Origin of the sequence: Mycolicibacter sinensis (assembly GCF_001673565.1) — a bacterium.
Classification (GTDB): Bacteria; Actinomycetota; Actinomycetes; order Mycobacteriales; family Mycobacteriaceae; genus Mycobacterium; species Mycobacterium sinense_C.
In genome coordinates this window covers 1-20,353 of the sequence record NZ_LZMF01000037.1, presented here as the reverse complement: position 1 = coordinate 20,353, position 20,353 = coordinate 1, and the positions used below count along the sequence as shown (strand labels likewise).

15 protein-coding genes and 1 pseudogene are annotated in these 20,353 nt (G+C 68.9%); 9 read left to right on the top strand and 7 right to left on the bottom strand.

All coding sequences use genetic code 11. The features are described 5' to 3' along the window. Positions 1-16: 16 nt before the first annotated feature. Positions 17-2,002 (bottom strand): M13 family metallopeptidase, encoded by a 1,986-nt coding sequence (locus A5648_RS06105; RefSeq protein ID WP_065023683.1) that lies wholly within the window; start codon positions 2,000-2,002, stop codon positions 17-19. Between the two features lie 53 nt (positions 2,003-2,055). On the opposite strand from A5648_RS06105, the gene A5648_RS06100 reads away from it, so the two are divergent. Both A5648_RS06100 and A5648_RS06095 read left to right on the top strand, forming a co-directional pair. After that, the gene (locus A5648_RS06100; protein ID WP_109470696.1) at positions 2,056-2,772 is read left to right on the top strand and encodes a hypothetical protein; all 717 of its coding nucleotides are present in this window, start codon (positions 2,056-2,058) and stop codon (positions 2,770-2,772) included. Further along, positions 2,769-3,482: a hypothetical protein gene (locus tag A5648_RS06095; RefSeq protein ID WP_065023682.1), complete on the top strand. Its 714-nt coding sequence runs from the start codon at positions 2,769-2,771 to the stop codon at positions 3,480-3,482. Before A5648_RS06100 ends, A5648_RS06095 begins: the two co-directional genes overlap by 4 nt. An 18-nt stretch (positions 3,483-3,500) precedes the next feature. Here A5648_RS06095 and A5648_RS06090 read toward each other — a convergent pair whose 3' ends face one another. Both A5648_RS06090 and A5648_RS06085 read right to left on the bottom strand, forming a co-directional pair. Next, positions 3,501-4,016, bottom strand: a complete 516-nt coding sequence (locus tag A5648_RS06090; protein WP_065023681.1) for a helix-turn-helix domain-containing protein — start codon at positions 4,014-4,016, stop codon at positions 3,501-3,503. After that, positions 4,013-7,000 (bottom strand): MMPL family transporter, encoded by a 2,988-nt coding sequence (locus tag A5648_RS06085; RefSeq protein ID WP_065023680.1) that lies wholly within the window; start codon positions 6,998-7,000, stop codon positions 4,013-4,015. The genes A5648_RS06090 and A5648_RS06085 overlap by 4 nt, the downstream gene beginning before the upstream one ends. Before the next feature lie 313 nt (positions 7,001-7,313). Here A5648_RS06085 and A5648_RS24390 point away from each other — a divergent pair. Continuing rightward, positions 7,314-7,649: pseudogene (locus A5648_RS24390) on the top strand (hemophore); the annotation flags it as partial. Positions 7,650-7,668: 19 nt separating this feature from the next. Here the strand turns inward: A5648_RS24390 and A5648_RS06080 are convergent. Further along, positions 7,669-8,832 (bottom strand): lysylphosphatidylglycerol synthase transmembrane domain-containing protein, encoded by a 1,164-nt coding sequence (locus A5648_RS06080; RefSeq protein ID WP_234787323.1) that lies wholly within the window; start codon positions 8,830-8,832, stop codon positions 7,669-7,671. A 94-nt stretch (positions 8,833-8,926) separates the two neighbouring features. Here A5648_RS06080 and A5648_RS06075 point away from each other — a divergent pair, with 94 nt between their 5' ends. Beyond that, positions 8,927-10,066 carry an AI-2E family transporter gene (locus tag A5648_RS06075; protein WP_065023678.1) on the top strand — a complete coding sequence of 380 codons (1,140 nt, stop codon included), beginning with the start codon at positions 8,927-8,929 and terminating at the stop codon, positions 10,064-10,066. Here the strand turns inward: A5648_RS06075 and A5648_RS06070 are convergent. The 3 genes from A5648_RS06070 to trmB form a co-directional block, all read right to left on the bottom strand. Continuing rightward, a complete protein-coding gene (locus tag A5648_RS06070) occupies positions 10,026-12,890 on the bottom strand; it encodes an MMPL family transporter (protein ID WP_065023677.1) in 2,865 nt (954 codons plus the stop codon). The two genes, A5648_RS06075 and A5648_RS06070, sit on opposite strands and share 41 nt — an antisense overlap. Before the next feature lie 71 nt (positions 12,891-12,961). Continuing rightward, entirely contained in the window at positions 12,962-13,636 is a 675-nt protein-coding gene (locus A5648_RS06065) for an NYN domain-containing protein (RefSeq protein WP_065023823.1), read from the bottom strand. A 17-nt stretch (positions 13,637-13,653) separates the two neighbouring features. Next, a complete protein-coding gene (gene trmB, locus A5648_RS06060; RefSeq protein WP_065023822.1) occupies positions 13,654-14,418 on the bottom strand; it encodes a tRNA (guanosine(46)-N7)-methyltransferase TrmB in 765 nt (254 codons plus the stop codon). 148 nt (positions 14,419-14,566) lie between these two features. Here trmB and A5648_RS06055 point away from each other — a divergent pair, with 148 nt between their 5' ends. The 5 genes from A5648_RS06055 (at position 14,567) to A5648_RS06035 (ending at position 20,151) form a co-directional block, all read left to right on the top strand. After that, on the top strand, positions 14,567-15,544 hold the full coding sequence (locus A5648_RS06055) for a hypothetical protein (protein WP_065023676.1): 978 nt from the start codon (positions 14,567-14,569) through the stop codon (positions 15,542-15,544). Next, positions 15,541-17,478, top strand: coding sequence for a hypothetical protein (locus A5648_RS06050; RefSeq protein ID WP_234787302.1), 1,938 nt, complete (start codon positions 15,541-15,543; stop codon positions 17,476-17,478). The genes A5648_RS06055 and A5648_RS06050 overlap by 4 nt, the downstream gene beginning before the upstream one ends. Before the next feature lie 131 nt (positions 17,479-17,609). After that, positions 17,610-19,430 (top strand): phosphoenolpyruvate carboxykinase (GTP), encoded by a 1,821-nt coding sequence (locus A5648_RS06045; protein ID WP_065023675.1) that lies wholly within the window; start codon positions 17,610-17,612, stop codon positions 19,428-19,430. Positions 19,431-19,540: 110 nt separating this feature from the next. Continuing rightward, on the top strand, positions 19,541-19,771 hold the full coding sequence (locus A5648_RS06040; RefSeq protein ID WP_065023674.1) for a type II toxin-antitoxin system Phd/YefM family antitoxin: 231 nt from the start codon (positions 19,541-19,543) through the stop codon (positions 19,769-19,771). Continuing rightward, positions 19,768-20,151, top strand: coding sequence for a type II toxin-antitoxin system VapC family toxin (locus A5648_RS06035; RefSeq protein ID WP_065023673.1), 384 nt, complete (start codon positions 19,768-19,770; stop codon positions 20,149-20,151). Before A5648_RS06040 ends, A5648_RS06035 begins: the two co-directional genes overlap by 4 nt. Positions 20,152-20,353 lie beyond the last annotated feature (202 nt).

The following is a 20,353-nucleotide window of genomic DNA, read 5'->3' as shown; positions in this document are numbered from 1 at the left end:
TAAAACGCAGCCGCGCTCAGTTCCAGATGCGCACCCGCTGCGCCGGCTCCAGGTACAGCGCATCATCTTCCGCGACGCCGAAGGCGTCATAGAACGCGTCGATGTTGCGGATCACCCCGTTGCAGCGGAACTCCGGCGGTGAATGCGGATCGGTCGCCAGTCGCCGGATCGCCTCGGCGTCACGGGATTTGGTGCGCCACACCTGCGCCCAGCCGTAGAAGACGCGCTGCACCCCGGTCAGGCCGTCGATCACCGGGGCCTCGGCGCCGCCCAGCGACAGCTGGTAGGCCAGCAGGGCGATCGAGAGCCCGCCGAGGTCACCGATGTTCTCCCCGACGGTGAACGCCCCGTTCACGTGCCGCCCGTCGCCCAGCGCCCGCGGCACGTAAGTCTCGTATTGAGCGATCAAAGCGTCTGTGCGCACGCCGAATTCGCTGCGGTCGGCATCGGTCCACCAGTCGATCAGGTTGCCGTCGCCGTCGTACTTGGCGCCCTGGTCGTCGAAACCGTGGCCGATCTCGTGGCCGATCACCGCACCGATCCCGCCGTAGTTGGCCGCGTCGTCGGCCTCGGGGTCGAAGAACGGCGGTTGCAGGATCGCGGCGGGGAAGACGATCTCGTTCATGCCCGGGTTGTAGTAGGCGTTGACCGTCTGCGGTGTCATGAACCATTCGTCGCGGTCCACCGGCGAGCCCAGCTTCGCCAGTTCGCGGTCGTAGTTGACCGCGTAGGCCCGCAGGAAGTTGCCGTACAGGTCAGCGGGATCGGTGACCACGGCCGAATAATCCCGCCAGCGCGCCGGGTAGCCGACCTTGGCGGTGAACTTGTCCAGCTTGGCCAGGGCCCGCTCCCGGGTCTCCGGGGTCATCCAGTCCAGGCCGGTGATGCTGACCCGGTAGGCCTCCCGCAGGTTCGCCACCAGCGCATCGATGCGTGCCTTGGCGTCGGGCGGGAAATGCTTTGCGACGTAAAGCTTTCCGACGGCGTCGCCCATCATCGACTCCACCAGGGAGACGCCGCGCTTCCACCGGTCCCGGATCTGCTCGGTGCCCGACAGTCGGCGCCCGTAGAACTCGAAGTCCTCGGCGACCAGGGCATCGGTCAAGATGCCGGCCCGGCCGTGAATGAGCCGCCACCGCGCCCAGTCTCGCCAATCGGCCAGCTCGCCGGAGTGCCACAGCGCGGCGAACGCGATCAGGTAGTCGGGCTGGCGCACCACGAGCTCGCCCGTGACCTCGCCCGAAACCCCGAGGGCGCCGACCCAGCCCGCCCAGTCGAAACCGGGTGCCTCCTGCGGCAGCCCGGCGAAGGTGCGCAGGTTGTAGCTCAGCTCGGCGTCGCGGCGTTTCACCACGTCCCAGTGCGCGCCGGCCAGCTGGGTTTCCAGCGCCACGATGCGGGCCGCGACTGCGGCGTGCTCAGCGGCATCCCCGCCATAGACCAGCGCGAACATCGCCGCGATGTGGTCGGGGTAGGCGGCCAGGATCTCGGCGTGCTGCTCGTCGCGGTAGTACGACTCGTCCGGCAGCCCGAGACCGGACTGGGTCAGGTGCAGCAGGTAGCGGGTGGAGTCCTTCGAATCGGTGTCCACGTACAGCCCCACGCCGCCGCCGACCCCGGTGCGCTGGCATGCGCCCAGCACCCGAGCCAGGGCGTCGCGGTCACCGGCGTGCTCGATGGCAGCCAGCTCCGCCAGCAGCGGCTGCACGCCGCGGGCCTGCACGGTGTGCTCGTCGAGGAAGCTGGCGTACAGGTCGCCGATGCGGCGTTCATCGGTCCCGGCCGGCGCGCCCGATTCGGCGGCTTCGGTGAGCAGTTCGCGGACCTGGATCTCGGCCCGGTCGAACAGGGCCCGGAACGCTCCGTCGGTGGCCCGGTCCGGCGGCATCTGGTAGCCGTCGAGCCAGCGTCCGTTGACATGACCGAACAGGTCGTCCTGCGGGCGGACGGCACTGTCGAGATGGCTGAGATCGAGGCCGGAACGCGTCGCTGGTGAGGTCATCGTTGCCCATCCTTTCACGGCGAACCGTACAGCCGTCCTGTAGCGTCACCGCCATGCCTGACGAGGAGCATCCCGACATCTCCACTGAAGCGGACGACGGCGTCGTCGATCCCGGTGAGGCCACCGTCGACGTGCACCAGAACGACGAGGCCGAGCAGCCCGAGAAGCCCATCGCCAAGAAGAGCGCTCATGCCCACCAGGCTCCGGCAGCCAAGACGTCTAAGGCGTCCAAGGGCGCCGTGTTCTCCAGCTACGGCCTGGTTTCGGCGTTCCTCGGCCTGGTCGCGGTGGCCGCGTTGGTGTTCGGTCTGATCACCTGGGATATGCACCGCGGCGACGTCGACGAGCGCTCCTACCGCAGCCGCGTCCTGCAGACCGCGGCCAGCTGGACCAGCGTGCTGATCAACCTGAACGCCGAGAACGTCGAGAAGGGCATGGCGCGACTGCGCGACAAGACCGTCGGCGAACTCAACAGCGAGTTCGACGCCGCGTTGGCGCCCTACCGCGACGTGGTGCAAAAGATCCAGTCCCGCAGCAGCGGTCGGATCGAGGCGGTCGCCATCGAGACGGAACGGCACAACCTGGACGATCCGGCCGCCACCACCGAGCAGGCGTCGACTCCCGGTCGCACCGACCCGGTGATGGTGATCGCCACGTCGATCGCCGAGAACGTCGGCGGTCGGCCGCAGACCGTGCACTGGGCGCTGCACCTCGACGTCAGCGACGTCGATGGGCACCTGATGATTTCTCGATTGAGGTCGATCCGATGAGCAAGCTGGGGAACCTGAAATCGCGGTCGCTGTGGCGCGTCCTGGCTTTCGACATCGCCGCCCCGCTGGCCGCGATCGGCGGTCTGCTTTTTTTCGGGCTGGTCAAAGATTGGCCGCTGTGGTGGGTGTCGGTCTGCTCGGTGCTGGTGCTGCTCATCGTCGAGGGCATGGTGGTGAACTTCCTGCTGCTGCGGCGTGACGGGGTCACGGTCGGCACCGACGACGACCGGCCCGGTCTTCGTCTCGGGGTGGCCGTACTGGCCGCCACGGCGCTGGTCGTCGCAGCGGTATTCGGATATCTGGACTGGACAGTGCCCGATCAGGAACTCGAGGCCGACTCCGGTGAGGTGGTCAAGACCGCCGTCGCGATGGCAGAGGCCGCGGCGACCGTCTCGCCGGCCAACCCGGACGCGTCGATCGAGAAGGCAGCGACCTTCATGGTCCCCGACCGGGTCAACGCTTTCCGGGAGAGCATCGGCCGCACCGCCACCGAGATGGCCAACCGCAACATCGCCGTGGACGCGCAGGCGCTCAGCGCGGGCGTCGAGGCGCTCGGGCCTTCGGCAGCGCGGGTCGCGGTGGTGCTGCGCAGCGTGCAGTCGGTGGCGAACCAGCAGGTGAAGCAGGCGGTGGTGCCGGTGCGGGTGACGCTGACCAAGCGCGGCGACCAGTGGAGGGTGCTGGAGATGTCCCCGATCCACGCGCGCTGACGCGCGGCGTCAGATGGCTCAGTGGGGTTTGGGGGCGCCGCGGGTGTGCAGCTTGACGAACCGGTCCGACAGTCGGCGCATCCGGATCATCAGCGAGGCCGGCGGACTGACCGTGCCGTCCAGGTATTCGCTCAGCGTGTCGGCGGGCACCCCGACCCGCGAGCAGAACTCCTGACGGCTCAGGCCCGACCGCTCGATCAACACCCGCACGTGGCGGGCGACCTCGGCGCGTTCGTTGGCCTCCAGGTGGTCGCGGGCACGGGCCAGTACCTCCGAGAGCGCCTTGGAGATGCCGTAGGGTTCGGTGCCCTCCAGCACCTCTTCGACCTGGCGGGCGGTGCGCCCGTACGGGTCACGCTTGAGGGCCACCACGATCAGCTGCCAGGTGGCGATATCGCCGGTCTGTAGCGCCGAGCGGATGGCGGAGGTCGGCCAGAACTCCACCGGCCGGTCGGTGTTGCCGGGCCGGGAATCGGGCCGGGAATGTCCCCGGAGTGGCAGCGATCCGCTGCGTCGGTCCGCGGCCAACGTCACCTCGCCTCCTCCAGCATCGCCACCGCAACCGCCAGGCAGCGTCCCCGGACGTGTTCCCAGTCCGTGCCCGCTCGGGGCGCACCGTCGCCGGAGTCGTCCTCCACGCGTTCGGCGGGTTCCGGGTCGGCGAGCCGACAGACCAGCTGCGTGGCCATCCATTGTCGTTCGGCTGGTTGCCCAGAGTAATACTTGTCGATCCCCTTGAGTGCCTCAGCAACGGTTTTCGGGTCCAGTACGTCGGCGAGCTCGGCGAGCTCGGCGTAATCCCGGCGGCTGTTACGTGACATCAGCAGGTAGCCCTTGAGCCGCAGTGTCTCGGCGCCGGTGGGAATCTGCAGCCGGTCGCCGGTGGGCAGTTGCACGGCCGCGGTCTCCATCGGGCGGCGACGCGTCAACGTCGGGCCCTCGAGCCCGATCTCGTTTGCTACCCACGCCTCGGTCTCCAGCGCGTCGAGCGCGACCGCGAGCCGGCGCCGCCACACCGTCACCGGGTGCACCGGCCGCACCGCCTTCGGCATCGCCCGGCCGGTGCCGGTCCGGGACTGCCAGCCGCCGGCCAGCCTGGCCAGCGCGTGGGCCCTCGTCTTGCCGCCGGCGGGCACCGCCGCCGCACCGACCGGTAGCACTTCGATCTTGCTGGTTGCTATCTCGGCAAGGCCGCAGCCGCGCAGTGCCAGCGGGTCGCCGACGCAGACGGCGTCGGGAACCAGTTCTTTGAGCTTCGCCGCCGACTTGACCACCACCCGAAGGTCGGCGCTGGGCGTGATCAGCGCGGAGATGTCATCGGGGATCACCACGACGTCGCCCAGATCGACTGTGGGCAGCGGTTTCTCGAAGTCCACCGAGGGCAGGATCCGGGCCAGCCAGCGCGGCAGCCACCAGTTCCACTCGTCGAACATCTTCATCAGCGCCGGCACCAGCACCAACCGCACCACCGTGGCGTCCACCGCGATCGCCACCGCGCAGGCCACCCCGAGTTCGGCGACCAAGGGCATGCCGGCGAACGCGAAGCCGATGAACACCGCGATCATGATCAAAGCGGCGCTGGTGATGGTGCGCGCACTGGTGCTCACCCCGTGGGCGACGGCGTCGTGGGTGTTGCCGGACTGCAGAAAACGCTCCCGGATCCGGGTCAGCAGGAAGATCTCGTAGTCCATCGACAGGCCGAACGTCATCGCCAGCACGATCGGCGGGATGAAGCTGTCGATCGAGCCGGTGGGCGCGAACCCGAGTCGCTCCAGCCACCCCCACTGGAACACCGCGACCAGGCTTCCGTAGGCGGCCGCCACCGACAGCACGGTCATCACGACGCCCTTGAACGCCAGGAACACCGACTGGATCGAGATCAACAGCATCAGGAACGCGATCACGGCCACGAAGACCAGCACCAGCGGTTCGGCCGCCGCGACCCGGTCGTCGAAGTCCTTGATCAACGCGGTGGGCCCACCGACGTCGACTCGCACCGACGGCGATCCGGCCGCTTCGGGCAGGTGTTCGCGCATCCAGTCGATGGTCTCGCGTGCGGCCATGTCCTCGGGATCGACCGACAGCACCGCAGACAGCAGCCCGCTGCTGTCGTCGTCGCCGAAGACCGGCGGGGACACCGAGGCGATGTTGGGGGCCTGCGTCATCGCCTGGCGGACCGCCAGGAATGTCTGGGCGTGCTCGGGCGCCGATGCGTGCGCGTCGGGGATGGTGACCAGCACCCGGATCGGCCCCAACGCGCCGGGACCGAGGGCCTGCGCCGCCGCGGCCACTCCGCCCCGGATCTCGTGGGAGGAGTCGAACTGGTGCAGCATGCTATTGCCCTGCTCCAGCGACAGCGCCGGCGCCGCGATCGTCAGCAGGAACCCGGCGGCCAGCAGCGCCGACACCCAGGGGCGGCGCATCACCCACGCCGTCCAGCGGGTCCAGAACCGGGACTGGGCGGCCTGCGGGGTGCGCGCCCAGTGCAGCAGCGCCGAGCGTTTGGCGACCGGGCGGCCGAACACCGCCAACACCACAGGGGTGAGGGTGACCGCGGCCAGTACCGCAACCGAGACAGCCAGGATCGCCCCGGTGGCCATCGACACCAGCACCGGGGTGTTGATCAGGTAGATGCCGGTCAGGGAGGCCACCACGGTCAGGCCGGACAGCACCACGGCCAGCCCGGATGTCGCCATGGCCGCGTCGGCGGCCTCCTGCGGCTGCCGGCCGGCCCGCAGTTCTTCGCGGTAGCGCATCAGGATGAACAGCGAGTAGTCGATCGCCAGCGCGATCCCGAACATCGACACCGTCGAGGTGACGAACACCGACATCGCGGTGAACATCGACAGCAGATAGACCAGCCCCATGGTGACGATGACGGTGCCGATCCCGAGCGCCAGCGGGATGGCTGCGGCGGCCAGCGAACCGAACACTGCCAGCAACACGATCAGCACGATCGGCATGTTCCATTGTTCGGCGTCCGCGATGTCCTGCTTGGTCTTCGCCGACGCCGCCGCCCCCAGCGCGCCCTGGCCGATCACATACAGATTCACCGAGCCGTTCTCGATCCGGCCGGGCTGGTCGCCTTCCACCCCCAGCTTGGCCCGCAGCTTCTTGGCGACGTCGACCGCGCCGGTGTTGTTGAAGTCCACCCGCAGCGACACGACGTAGGGCCGGTCGGGGCGCGGCGGCGGCTGGGTCCGATCGGGCAGCACCGTGACGCTGGACGCCTCCCCGGCGACGCGCTGAAGCAGTGCGACGGCGTTCTTCATGTCCTGGTAGGTGGCATCGGCGCGGGGCGCGGCCACCAGAGCGAGCGGCGAGGCGCCCTGGTCGGGGAAGTGTTCCTCGAGCTGATACTGCACGTTCAGCGACTGGGACCCCGCCACCTCGAAGCCCCCGCCGGTGAGGTGGCCGGATTGGGTTCCGGCCAGGTAGAGGGAGGGGATCACAGCCAGAAGCCAACCTGTGAAGACCACCCAGCGGAATCTGCGCAGGTTGCTGCTGAAGCGCATCATGAACTGCTGGATCTCGGCTCTCCCCGCTCTCGCCCGCACCGGTGCGTCGCGTGCTGCGAGCCTACCGCAGCCGACCGTTGCGCCGGGGGTTTCTCGTCGCCTCTGAGCTGGTCTGATGCCGTCCGGGAACCGCACTGTGACCAGGCCGACGTGCGCTCGGGTGGCGACGCTCGATCAAGGCTGACAGGATGGCGCACGGACCCCCGGATCGTGCCGTTGCTGCCGGGAGACGTCCCACCGATACCGAACACCCCGAGTGTTGTCCGCAACGTGGCGGACCCGAGGCGCAAATCCCCGGCCCTGAGGAGAATTCGTGAAGACCACCCGTGCCCTGTCCGGCCTCGGTGTCATTGCCGCCTGTGTGGGAGGCGGCGTCACTGCCGCGGTGCTGGCCGGCCCGTCCACGCCGTCGGCGACCGCGTCCAAGGATCCCTGCGTGGCCAGCGAGGTGGCCCGGACGGTGGGCAAAGCCGTCACCTCGGCCGGTGACTACCTCGACTCGCACCCCGATACCAACCAGGTGCTGACCGGGGCGCTGCAGCAGCAACCCGGCCCGCAGACCCTGGCGAACCTCAAGGGCTACTTCGACGCCAATCCGAAGGTCGGCGACGACCTGGCCAAGATCACCGCGCCGGTGCAAGAGATGAGTGACCGGTGCAAGCTGGCCGTCAGCCTGCCGCAGGTGCTCGGGCTGTTGCAGGCCGCCCAGGCCCAGGGTGGCCTGCCGGGCGGTCTGCCCGGCGGCGGCCTGCCGGTGAGTGGCCCGCCGGCCGGGGGCGTAACCCAGCCGGTGGCGGTTCGGTAGCGCCGTCCTCGGCCGCGTCGTCGGTGCGGAAGACGAAGAAGAACACCACCCAGCCGATGGCGCCGACCAGCAGCCAGCTGATCATCCGGTAGATCAGCACCGCGGAGATCGCTTCCGGCAAGGTCAGCCCGCTGGACACCAGGCCGGGTACCAACACGGCCTCGACGACCAGCAGTCCGCCCGGCATGAGGGGAATCGTTCCCGCGGCGCGGGCGGCGGCATAGGCCACCGTCAAACCGGCCACCGACGCCCGTCCCCCGGCGGCGTAGGCCGCGCAGGCCAGGCAGGCGACGTCGGCGACCCAGTTGAACAACGACCAGCCGAATGCCGTCGACGCCGCGCGGCGGCCCAGGCTGACCGACTCCAGTTGCCCCAGCAGCCGGCGCCAGGTCGCCAGGCCGGTGTCGGCGGGCTTGTCGCGCACCGAGTTGACCCAGCACAGCACCCGCACACCGATACCGTCGATCAACTCCGGCCGGGCCGCGACCGCCTGGGCCAGCAACAGCAGCGCGACGAAGCCGCCGAGGGTGAACAGCAGCGAGAACGGGTTGCTGCGCGCACCGAGCAGGAAAGCGCCACCGAGCCCCAATAGCGCCAGCCCGAGCGCCTGCAGCACTCCCGACATCACCAGCTGCCACGACGCCACCACCGGCGAGGCACCCCAGCGCCGCTGCTGGCGGTACAGGAACGTTGTCGACAGCACCGGACCGCCCGGCAGCGTGGTGGACAGCGAGTTGGCGGCGTAGAAGGCGGCCTCGGATCGCCACTGGGTGACGCGCACCCCTGCCGAGCGCAGCAGGGTGCGCTGGATCTGGGCGAAGCTGTGCATGGACGCCGCTGCTGCCAGGATCGCGCCGAACAGCCAGCGCCGGTCGGCGCTGCACAGGCTGCGCCACGCCGCGGCGAGCTGATCCCACACCAGCACCACCTCGACGGTCAGCACCACCGCGACCAGACCGAGGACCACCGGACGCGCCCAGGTGCGGACGCCGGTGAGACGTTGCGGGACCCGGGTCGGGACACCGATTACGTCGTGGGACACGAAACTAGAGGTTAGCCGGGCACCACCGAGATTCTCACTAGTCGATGTGCTCCTGCTGCGGCATCGTTACGCTACCGGGATGTCAGCCAGCACAGACGAATCCGTACATCCGACGGTGCGCAAAGCGGCGGCGTGGGCCTGGCGCCTGCTGGTGTTGTTCGCCGCGGCGCTGCTGGTGCTGCTGATCGCCCGGCGGCTGGAAGTGATCGTCGTCCCGGTGGCGCTGGCGATGATGATGTCGGCGTTGTTGCTGCCCGGCGTGGATTGGCTCGACCGGCGCGGCCTGCCCCGCGGCCTGGCGGTGTTTCTGTTGCTGCTCGGCGGGGTGGCGGTGCTCGCCGGATTGCTGAGCTTCGTGGTCGACCAGTTCATCGACGGGGTGCCCGGGCTGGTCGAACAGGTCACCCAGGTGGTCAACTCGACCCAGCGGTGGCTGACCGAGGGCCCCCTGCATCTGAGCAGCGAGCAGATCGACAGCGCCGGCGAAACCGTGATCAACGGCTTGCGCAACAATCAGGCCAAACTGACCAGCGGGGCGCTGTCGACGGCCGAGACCATCACCAAGATCTTCACCGGCGCCTTCGTCGTGCTGTTCACCCTGATCTTCTTCCTCTACGGCGGCCGCAACATCTGGCAGTTCGTCGTCAAGTTCTTCCCGAGCGAGGTGCGCGACCGCGTGCATGCGGCCGGGGTCGCGGGTTTCGAGTCGCTGATCGGTTACATCCGGGCCACCTTCCTGGTGGCGCTGGTCGACGCCGTCGGCATCGGCGTCGGGCTGGCGATCATGGCGGTGCCGTTGGCCTTGCCGCTGGCCTCGCTGGTTTTCCTGGGAGCTTTCGTCCCGCTGGTAGGTGCGGTACTCACCGGACTGCTGGCGGTGCTCGTCGCCCTGATAGCCAAGGGCTGGGTCTATGCGCTGATCACTCTGGGCGTGATCATCGCGGTCAACCAGCTGGAAGCCCACGTGCTGCAGCCGTTGGTGATGGGCCGCGCGGTGTCGATCCACCCGCTGGCGGTGGTGCTGGGCATCTCCACCGGCGGGATCCTGGCGGGCATCGTCGGCGCGCTGCTGGCGGTCCCGACGATCGCCTTCATCGACCGGGCGGTGCGGGTACTGGTCGGTTCGTCAGACGACGACGCGTCCGAGGGCGGCTTGCTCGAAGCCGAACCCGACGAGGTCAGTACCGGCCCTCCCGACGCAGCAGCTCCGCCGCACTGAGACCACCGGCGGCACCGCGGCGCTGCGGGTTGTCCCCGCCCTTGTCGCCCTTGTCGGTCTTGTCGGCCTTGTCGGCCTTGTCGCCCGGAGCGGTGAGCTTCTCGGTCGGCGGGTTGTCCGGATCGGAAGGGGCGCCTTGGGACCCCGGAACCGGGATGGCGGTGGTCGGGGCGTTCTCGTCGTCGCCGGCGTCCTGCGGCGGCACCGGCAGCGAGCGCGTCCGCTCGTCGCCACGCCCGCCCCGCAGTTCGCCGAGCCATGACTCGATCTCGCGCTCCGGAACGTCGCCCGGTGATTCCACCCGCTCGGTCACCGCATCGGTGGCGGAGAGCCGGGTGGTCGGCGCATCAGGCGAACCGGTGTTGATCCGGCTGGTCCGGGCGCCCGACGGGTTGCCGGTCACCGGCCGGGTCGGCAACTGCTCACTGGCCCGTGAGCGAGCTTGGGTCGACCCGCTCGGGGCGGGGTGAGTCGGATCGTGCGCGGGGCGCGGGGCGCCGGCGCCTACCGCTGCCGGCGCGGGCGTCGCAGCCGGGAAGCGGCGGGTCACCTTGCGCCGCTCGTCGGGCAGCCGGATCTCGCCCAGCCCAATCCGGTTCTGAAGGCGCTTCATCCAGCGTGGAGCCCACCAGCAGTCGTCGCCGAGCAGTTTCATCACCGACGGCACCAGGAACATCCGGACCACGGTGGCATCCAGCAACAGCGCCGCCATCAGGCCGAACGCCAGATACTTCATCATCACCAGATCGGAGAACACGAACGACGCCGCGACCACCGCCAGGATCAGCGCGGCCGCGGTGATAAGACGACCGGTGGTTGCCGTGCCGATCCGGATCGCCTCGGCGGTGGACATCCCGGATTCTCGGGCCTCCACCATCCGAGAGACCAGGAAGACCTCGTAGTCGGTGGCCAGACCCCAGCCGACCGCGACCACCAGCGCGATCACCACCACCATCAGCGGCGTGGGGGTGAAGTTCAGCAGCCCGGCGCCGTGCCCGTCGACGAATATCCACGTCAGGATGCCCATCGTCGACCCCAGGGTGAGCGCGCTCATCACCGCCGCCTTCAATGGCAGCACCAACGACCCGAACGCCAGGAACATCAACAACGTGGTGGTGGTCAGCAGAATGAACAGCATCAGCGGCCCTTGGCTGACCAACGCGTGGATGCTGTCCTGCTCGAGGGCGGGGGTGCCCCCGACCAACACATCGAGGCCCTTGGGGGTGCTGATATGGCGCAGCGCCTTGATCTTCTGCGCGGCGTCGTCGCGGTCGATCAAGCCGTTCTCGATCACCCGGGTTGAGGTTTCCTTCGAAGCCCCGGGCAGATAAGGCCGTTCCTTCCACATCTCGTCGGGGTCGTCCTCGGGGACGACGAACCCGCTGATCGACATCGCCCGACTGCGCACCTCGGCGACCTGCTGGTCGGTAACCGGTTTGTCGTTGTCGCTCTTGATCACCAGCGTCAGCTTCTCGGTGCGGAAGCCGGGAAAAATCTCGTCGAATTGCTCCTGGGCCATCCGGGCGGTGTTGTCCGGCGGGAGATACTTCTCGCTCATCCCGCCGAACGTCAGCTTGCCCAGCGGGATGATCAGCAGGATCATCGCGACCACGATGGGGATCGCGAAGACCAGCGGTCGTTGCATCACGAAGTTGACCAGCTTGCCCCAGAACCCGGCCTCGACCTCTTCGCGGGTCTTGGTCTTCTGAGTCTTCTCGGCGAACCAGCCGATGATGCGGTTGGAGAACTCCCAATCCCGCAGGAACGGAATGCGGTAGAGGGTGCGCACCCCCAGCGCGTCCACGTTGGTGCCCAGCACGCCGAGAATGGCCGGCAGCAGGGTGATCGACAGCAGGGCCGCCAGCCCCACCGAGGCGAAGATCGCGTACGTGATCGCCTTGACGAAGCCCTGCGGCAGCACGAGCAGGCTGGCTCCCGACACGATGATCAGCACCGCCGAGAACACCACGGTGCGTCCGGCCGTCATCACCGAGCGGCGGACCGCCGCCTCAGTGTCGTAGCCCTCGGCGATCTCCTCACGAAATCGGCTCACCACGAACAGGCCGTAGTCGATCGCGATACCGAGGCCGATCAGCGACACCACCGGTTGGGCGAAGAAGTTGATCGGCCCGAACATGGCGGCGAACCGCAGGATGCCGGTTGCACCGGCAATGCTCAAACCGCCCACGATGACCGGCAGGCTGGCGGCGATCACCCCGCCGAACACGAAGAACAGCACCACCGCCACCAACGGCAGCGCCAGCACCTCCATCCGCTTCTGGTCGCTGGCGATGGTGCCGGTCAATTCACTGGCGATCGGCTGCAGGCCGCCCAGTTCGACCTTGCCGCCGTCGAGTTTCTGCAGATCGGGCTCGACCGCCTGGTAGTTCTTCAAGATGGTGTCGTCGTCGTCACCCTTGAGTTGGATCGACGCGAACGCGTGCTTCTTGTCGGGGTCGGCCATGGTGGCCAGCGCTTCGGGGTTGGTGAAGTAGCCGACCCAGCTCATGATCTGGTCGGGGTGGTCGCTTTTGACCTGGTTCAGCCCATCTTTGACGCCGTCGAACCACCGCTTGTCATCGACGGTCTCGCCTTTCGGCGCGGTGAAGACCGCCACCACATGGCTGGTGCGGTCTCGGCCGTAGGCCTCGTCGCCGAGCACCGATGCCTTCACCGACTGGCTGCCGTCGTCGTAGAAACCGCTCTGGGTGACGTGGTTGCCCAGGCTCATCCCGTAGACCCCGCCGCCCAGACAGAGCGCCACCATCACGCCGATTACGATGAACCGGTAGCGGTATACAGTTCGACCCCACCAGGCGAACACCTATACGCTCCTCACTAAAGTCTGTTGAGAGATCTTTCGACCCGCGCGCCCCATTTCAGGCTCTCCAGTTGTCACTCGCGCGAGGCCAGCAGTGAGCTCAGCGGCCGGAACGGCTGCAGCCATGCCCCTTGCTCCGGCAGCGAATCCAAGCTGATCCGCGGCAGCCGCTCCCGGAACACACCAGGAATGTCTTCCAGGTCGACAAACTCCAAGGTATCCGAGGCTAGCGCCCAGCTGGCATGTTCGCGAAATCCGAGCACGCAGACCGCGATGCCCAGCCCGCACAGTTCTTCCAGTGGTTCCCGGAACGCTTGGCCATCGGCAGATGCCACCGCCACCGCGTCCAGCCCTTGCTCCTTGCGCAACGCAATGTGTTCCAGCATGTCGGAATCGACATCGCTGTCCTCGTCGATCTTCGGCTTGGCGAAGACCGCGAAACCCACGTTACGCAACGCCTCCACCCACGGCCGGACGACGTCGGCGCTGCCTGGGGCGATGTTGGTGAACACCGTGGCCTCGGGTTCGACCGGCCATTGCGGGTGGCTCGCAGAGATCTCGGCGGTGCGATTGAGCAGCCAGCGGCCCAGCGCGTCGAACCGGGGCCGCTCCACCCCGGTCGGACGCCGGCCCAGGATCGCACCCAGACCCATGTCCAGATTCGGGGCGTCCCAGACGAGCAGCACCCGACGGGCCGGTGGCCCCGGGGAGGCCGGTTCGTGCGGGATGTCCGTCGCTGGGCCCGGCACCTCCGCCACGGTGTCGCTCACAGCGGCTTCTCCCAGATCAGCTCGGTGATCGCGCTGCCCGCGTTGCGGCCCTTCGCTTCGTATTTGGTGGTGGGCCGGGCGACCGAGATGGGTAAGCCGGCACCTTTGGAAGGGTCTGTAACTCGGCGCAGGCCGGGCTCGCCGTCGCCGGACTCGGCGATCTGTTCGGCGTAGCCGGCATGGTCGGTCGCCGCGTGCAGGACCCCGCCCGGCCGCAGCCGATCGGCGATCAGAGCCATGGTGGACGGTTGCAGCAGCCGCCGCTTGTGGTGCCGCGCCTTGGGCCACGGGTCTGGAAAGAACACCCGCACCCCGATCAGCGAAGCCGGGGCGATCAGGTGTTCGAGCACGTCGAGGCCATCGCCACGCAGCAGCCGGATGTTGCCCACCTGTTCGCGCTCGATCGCGCAGAGCAACTGCGCCAGCCCGCGCTCGTAGACCTCGACGGCGATCACGTCGAGATCCGGTTCGGTGCGGGCCATCGCGACCGTGGAGCTACCGGCTCCACAGCCGATCTCGAGCACCACCGGGGCCTCACGGCCGAACCAGCGGTGCGGGTCCAGCGGCTCGGGACGGTCGGGCCCCTCCGGCGGCAGCACGTCGGCGCCCAACTGAGGCCAAAGCCGCTCCCAGGTTTGGCGCTGGCCGGCGGAGAGCGCGGAGTGGCGGTAGCGGACGCTGAAATTGCGGGCGCGTCGTGGAGCCGGCGCTTCGATACCGGCGGCGTCTGATGGCGTCTCGACGTCGCGCTGCGCATGCATGCAGTCCATGGTGGCCCATGGACTGTTGTGTACCCACGGCGCGGTGCACATTGATACCCAACAGTTAGCACCGTGGTGACTCGCTTCACACGGGCACAGCTGACAACATGGCCTCAGTGGGGCGGGCCGATGGGGCGATGTGGGAGGCATGGTCGTGACACAGGGGCACCAGCTCTTCGCTGCCGAGCTGACCCGGCTGGCCGGCGAGATCTGCGATCCGGGATTGTCGTCGATCGCCGCGGGCATCACCGCGCCGCTGACGATCGCGGTGTGCGGCCGGCGCGGGGTGGGTAGGCGCAGCGTCGCTGCGGCACTGGCCGCCGCCGGAGTGCGCGTCGCCGACCGGCCTGACGCGGAAGCAGACGCCGTGGTCTACGTGGTCGCCGAAGCGGTCAAGCCGGAGGACGCCGCGGCGGTGGTACGCGCGGCGCGGCGTGCGCCGCTGCTGGTGGTGCTCAACAAGGCGGACCTGGCCGGGCATTGCGGGGTCGCCGGCGTCGCAGCCGCCACCGGGGCGCGGGCCGAACCGCTCTCGGCGTTGTTCGCGCTCGCCGCGCTGGAAGAACGGCTGGACCCTGGGCTGTGGGCGGCGCTGCGCAGGCTCGCGGCGGAACCGGCCGACCTCAGCTGCGCCGAACACTTCGTCAGGTGCCGGCACGGCGTGCCGCGGCAGCTGCGCGAGCGGCTCTGCGCCACCCTCGACCTGTCCGGGATCGGGCGAGTCCTCGAGCTGGCCCGGCGCGGGGGCACGGTGGCCCAGGCCCGGACGGTGCTGCGTCGGCTCAGCGGCGTCGACGGCGTGCTGGCCCGGCTGGCCGCGCTGGGCGCCGGGGTGCAGCACCGGCGGATGTCGGAGGCGGTGGCCCGGCTGGAGGCGCTGGCGGTCGGCCGGGATTTCGCGGCACGCATCGATGAGTTCTTGACCCGCGACGCGACGGTGGCGGCCCGGATGGCCGCGGCGGTGGCCGTTCTTCCAGAGCACGCGGTGGCGGGTGGACCGCTGCTGCGGGCGCGCCGGTGGCAGGCCTACCGCAGCGCGCCGATGGGCATCACCCAGCGTGCCTGCGCCGGGGACATCACCCGCGGATCGTTGCGGGCCTGGGCGGCGACGCGGGGCCGCTCATGACCGCCCCTGAAGGCGCCGACGACCCGACCGCCACCGTGGACGCCCTGGTGGCCGAGATCGCCCCGGGGATTCGCCCGCCGGCGGTGCGGCGCTGCGACGCGATCATGGTTACCGGGCCCTGGCTGGCCGGGGTGAGCGCGGTGGCCTCCGCACTGGCCGACCGGCTGCCGGAGTGGCGCGTGCTGGAAGCCACCGACCTGATGCCGGGCGAGGTGCCCTCGGCGGTGGTGTTCGTGGTGTCGGCCGCAGCGGCACTGACCGGCTCGGACTGCGCGCTGCTCGACGCCGCCGCCGCCCACACCGACGTGGTGATCGGCGTGGTGTCCAAGATCGACGTGCACCGCCAGTGGCGGGAGATGCAGGACGCGGCTCGCGAGACCCTCGCCGATTACGCGCCCCGCTATCGCGACGTGCCGTGGGTGGGGGCGGCCGCGGCGCCCGAGCGGGGCGGCCCGCGGGTGGACGACCTGGTTGCCGAACTGGCCAAACAGCTCGGTGACAGCGACGTGCAGCGACGGAACCGGCTGCGGTCCTGGGAGTTCCAGCTGCGCACCGACGCCGACCGGATCGACCGCGACGCCCGCGCCGAGGGGCGGCGCGCGCGAGTGGCGTTGCTGCAGGAACAACGCGACGAGGTGGTGCGGCAGCGGCGGATGTCGAAATCCGAGCGGGTGATCGCGTTGCGCAGCCGCGTCGCCCAGGCCAAGGTGCAGCTGTCCTACTTCGCCCGCAAGCGTTGCGCCTCGGTGCGCGGCGAGCTCGCCGAGGACGCCGCGGGCATGACTCGGCGCCGGTTGCCCGAGTTCGAGACCTACCTGCGAAGCCGGCTGGAGCAGGTCGTGACCGAAGTCGACGAAGGGGTCGCCGAGCACCTGGCCGACGTCGCCCACGAGTTGGGCCTGTCCGGCGACGCCGCGGCGTCGACCTCGACCCCGCCGCAGTTCGAGACCGGTGCGCCGGCGTTGACGTCCCGGCGTCTGGAGACCCAGCTGATGACGCTGCTCGGCGTCGGCTTCGGTCTGGGGGTGGCATTGACGCTGAGTCGGCTGTTCGCGCACCTGGCCCCGGGGTGGACGGCGGCCGGTGCGGCGCTGTGCGTCGTGGTCGGGGTGGCGGTCACGGTGTGGGTGGTCCGCATCCGCGGGCTGCTGCGTGACCGGGCGGTGCTGGATCGCTGGGTGGGTGAGGCCACCGCCGCGCTGCGTTCGGCGCTGCAGGAGCTGGTGGCCCTTCGGGTGGTGGCCGCCGAGTCGGCTTTGAGCGCCGAACTGGCCGAGCGCAACGAAATCGAGGCGGCGCGGGCCGCGGATCGGATCGCCGGGCTGGACCGGGAACTGCGCGAGCACGCCGCGGCGACCGCCCGGGCCGCCGCGGTACGAGATCGGCACCTGCCGACGTTGCAGCGGGCGCTGGCCGCGGTGCGGTCCGAACTCGGCGGTTCAGCGAGTCTCGACGGAGGAGAGGCGACGCTGGGTTCGCCGCATGAGCCGAGCGGTTCAGCGAGTCTCGACGGAGGAGAGGCGACGCTGGGTTCGCCGCATGAGCCGAGCGGTTCAGCGGGTCTCGACGGAGGAGAGGCGACGCTGGGTTCGCCGCATGAGCCGAGCGGTTCAGCGGGTCTCGACGGAGGAGAGGCGACGCTGGGTTCGCCGCATGAGCCGAGCGGTTCAGCGGGTCTCGACGGAGGAGAGGCGACGCTGGGTTCGCCGCATGAGCCGAGCGGTTCAGCGGGTCTCGACGGAGGAGAGGCGACGCTGGGTTCGCCGCATGAGCCGAGCGGTTCAGCGGGTCTCGACGCAGGAGAGGCGACGCTGGGTTCGCCGCATGAGCCGAGCGGTTCAGCGAGTCTCGACGGAGGAGAGGCGACGCTGGGACCGGCGGATGAACTGGGTGAATCGGGTCCGTCAGAGACCGCCCGGAGGGTTGCCGACTAGGTGGGTGTATGCCCGCTTCGCCGCGCGCCGCTATCCACGGTAACCTCTTATCTAATGAAGCATTAAGAGGTGGACTGCGGCGCACCCAGCGGCAACGCCACGAAGTGACACAGGTTACAACAGGAGAGCTCATGACCTCAGCGACCATCCCCGGTCTGGACACCGCCCCGACGAAACACCGCGGGTTGCTGGCCTGGGTCCAGGAGGTCGCTGAGCTGACCCAGCCGGACCGGGTGGAGTGGTCCGACGGTTCCGAGGGCGAGTGGGACCGGCTGATGGCCCTGCTGGTGGAGGGCGGCACCGCGGTCAAGCTCGACGACGCGAAGAAGCCCAACTCCTACCTGGCGCTGTCCGACCCCGCCGACGTGGCTCGGGTCGAGTCCCGGACCTTCATCTGCACCCGCACCAAGGAGGGGGCCGGCCCCACCAACAACTGGATGGACCCCGACGAGATGCGGGCCACCATGACCGAGCTGTACCGGGGCTGCATGCGGGGCCGCACGATGTACGTGGTGCCGTTCTGCATGGGGCCGCTGGGTGCTGAGGACCCGAAGCTCGGCGTCGAGATCACCGACTCGGCCTACGTGGTGACGTCGATGAAGATCATGACCCGGATGGGCACCGCGGCGCTGGAGAAGATCGGTACCGACGGCGCCTTCGTCAAGGGCCTGCACTCGGTGGGTGCGCCGCTGGCCGAGGGGCAGCAGGACGTGCCCTGGCCCTGCAACGAAGAGAAGTACATCACCCACTTCCCGGAGACCCGGGAGATCTGGAGCTACGGCTCCGGCTACGGCGGCAACGCGCTGCTGGGCAAGAAGTGCTACGCGCTGCGGATCGCCTCGGCGATGGCCCACGACGAGGGCTGGCTGGCCGAGCACATGCTGATCCTCAAGCTGATCTCGCCGGAGAACAAGGCCTACTACATCGCCGCTGCCTTCCCGTCGGCCTGTGGCAAGACCAACCTGGCGATGATCCAGCCCACGATCCCGGGCTGGCGGGCCGAGACCCTCGGCGACGACATCGCCTGGATGCGCTTCGGCAAGGACGGCCGGCTGTATGCGGTGAACCCGGAGGCCGGCTTCTTCGGGGTGGCGCCGGGCACCTCCAACAGCTCCAACCCGAACGCGATGAAGACCATCGAGGCGGGCAACACCATCTACACCAATGTCGCCCACACCGACGACAACGACATCTGGTGGGAGGGCATCGACGGCGAGAAGCCTGCGCACCTCACCGACTGGAAGGGCAACGACTGGACGCCCGAGTCGGGAACCCCTGCCGCCCACCCGAACTCGCGCTACTGCACCCCGATGTCGCAGTGCCCGATCCTGGCGCCGGAGTGGGACGACCCGGCCGGTGTGCCGATCTCGGCCATCCTGTTCGGCGCCCGCCGCAAGACCACCGTCCCGCTGGTCAGCGAGGCCCGCGACTGGCAGCACGGGGTGTTCATCGGCGCCACCATGGGATCCGAGCAGACCGCCGCCGCCGAAGGCAAGGTGGGTGCGGTGCGCCGCGACCCGATGGCGATGCTGCCGTTCATCGGCTACAACGCCGGCCACTACATGCAGCACTGGATCGACATCGGCAAGAACTCCGATGAGTCCAAGCTGCCGAAGGTGTTCTTCGTCAACTGGTTCCGCCGCGGCGAGGACGGACGCTTCCTGTGGCCGGGCTTCGGCGAGAACAGCCGGGTGCTCAAGTGGATCATCGAGCGGGTCGAGGGCAAGGGCTCCGGAGAGTCCACCCCGATCGGCACCGTGCCGCACGCCTCCGATCTGGAACTCACCGGGCTGGACGTGGACCCCGCCGACGTGGAGCAGGCGCTGGCCGTCGACGCCGACGAGTGGCGCGCCGAGTTGCCGCTGATCGAGGAGTGGTTCGAGTTCATCGGCGACCAGCTGCCCACCGGCCTGCGCGACGAGTTCGACGCCCTCAAGCAGCGCCTGGGTTAATACCCGGCGAAGCAGACACATAAGCCCCCAAACGCCCGTCGTTTGGGGGCTTATGTGTCTGCTCGGCAACGTGCTTAGTCCGACTAGACTAAGTCCGGTAGGCTCGGGTCATGGCGACGGTCAACATTCACGAGGCAAAGACGCATCTGTCCAGCCTGCTCGCCCGCGTCGAAAACGGTGAGACGATCACGATTGCGCGCGCCGGCAGGCCGGTCGCCGATCTGACACCGCACTCGCGGATCGACATCGCTTTCGGAGCTCTATCCGGCCGGCTCCACTACGACGACGAACACTTCGACGACGTGGACGGCGCCCTCAACGCCCAGTTCGGGCTTGAATGACCGGCATCCTGCTCGATACCCACGTACTGCTCTGGTCGCTGGACGACAGTCCACGTTTGAGTCACCGGACGCGCGCCCGAATGACTTCTGCCCCGGCGGTATTCGTCTCTGCGGCCAGCATGTTGGAGATCTCCATCAAAGCGGCTACCGGCAAGCTCGCGATGCCCGCAGACTTTGAGGACGCCGTCTGGAAATCCGGCTTCCGCATTCTGCCGATCACCGGTCGTCACGCCATGGTGTGCAATATCGCTGCGCTGCCACACAAGGATCCGTTCGACGCGATGCTGGTGGCTCAGGCCGAGGTCGAGCGCCTCGATCTGCTGACGGCGGATGCGAAGCTGCTCAAGGCGCTGCCCGCCGCAGTGGATGCGCGGCTCTGATCACTGGAGCGAACTCGGCCCGAACCCGGCCACTTGACACCCGTCAAATTTGTCGGCGGTACAGTCTGCGCATGCAGATTCGGGAACACGTCGGCGCCGGCAAGCCGGCCATCATCTTGCACCCGTCGGGCATGTCATCATTGTTCTCCATGAGGACGCTACGGGCCCCTCGACGAGGCCGGCGCGGCGGAAGAAGTGCGCC

Bases quoted from the DNA above. Each gene is read 5' to 3' on its own strand.
- trmB (WP_065023822.1), bottom strand. From the start codon at position 14,418: ATGCATGCGCAGCGCGACGTCGAGACGCCATCAGACGCCGCCGGTATC.
- A5648_RS06095 (WP_065023682.1), top strand. From the start codon at position 2,769: ATGAGCAAGCTGGGGAACCTGAAATCGCGGTCGCTGTGGCGCGTCCTG.
- A5648_RS06035 (WP_065023673.1), top strand. From the start codon at position 19,768: ATGACCGGCATCCTGCTCGATACCCACGTACTGCTCTGGTCGCTGGAC.
- A5648_RS06040 (WP_065023674.1), top strand. From the start codon at position 19,541: ATGGCGACGGTCAACATTCACGAGGCAAAGACGCATCTGTCCAGCCTG.
- A5648_RS06050 (WP_234787302.1), top strand. From the start codon at position 15,541: ATGACCGCCCCTGAAGGCGCCGACGACCCGACCGCCACCGTGGACGCC.
- A5648_RS06100 (WP_109470696.1), top strand. From the start codon at position 2,056: ATGCCTGACGAGGAGCATCCCGACATCTCCACTGAAGCGGACGACGGC.
- A5648_RS06075 (WP_065023678.1), top strand. From the start codon at position 8,927: ATGTCAGCCAGCACAGACGAATCCGTACATCCGACGGTGCGCAAAGCG.
- A5648_RS06045 (WP_065023675.1), top strand. From the start codon at position 17,610: ATGACCTCAGCGACCATCCCCGGTCTGGACACCGCCCCGACGAAACAC.
- A5648_RS06085 (WP_065023680.1), bottom strand. From the start codon at position 7,000: ATGATGCGCTTCAGCAGCAACCTGCGCAGATTCCGCTGGGTGGTCTTC.
- A5648_RS06105 (WP_065023683.1), bottom strand. From the start codon at position 2,002: ATGACCTCACCAGCGACGCGTTCCGGCCTCGATCTCAGCCATCTCGAC.
- A5648_RS06055 (WP_065023676.1), top strand. From the start codon at position 14,567: ATGGTCGTGACACAGGGGCACCAGCTCTTCGCTGCCGAGCTGACCCGG.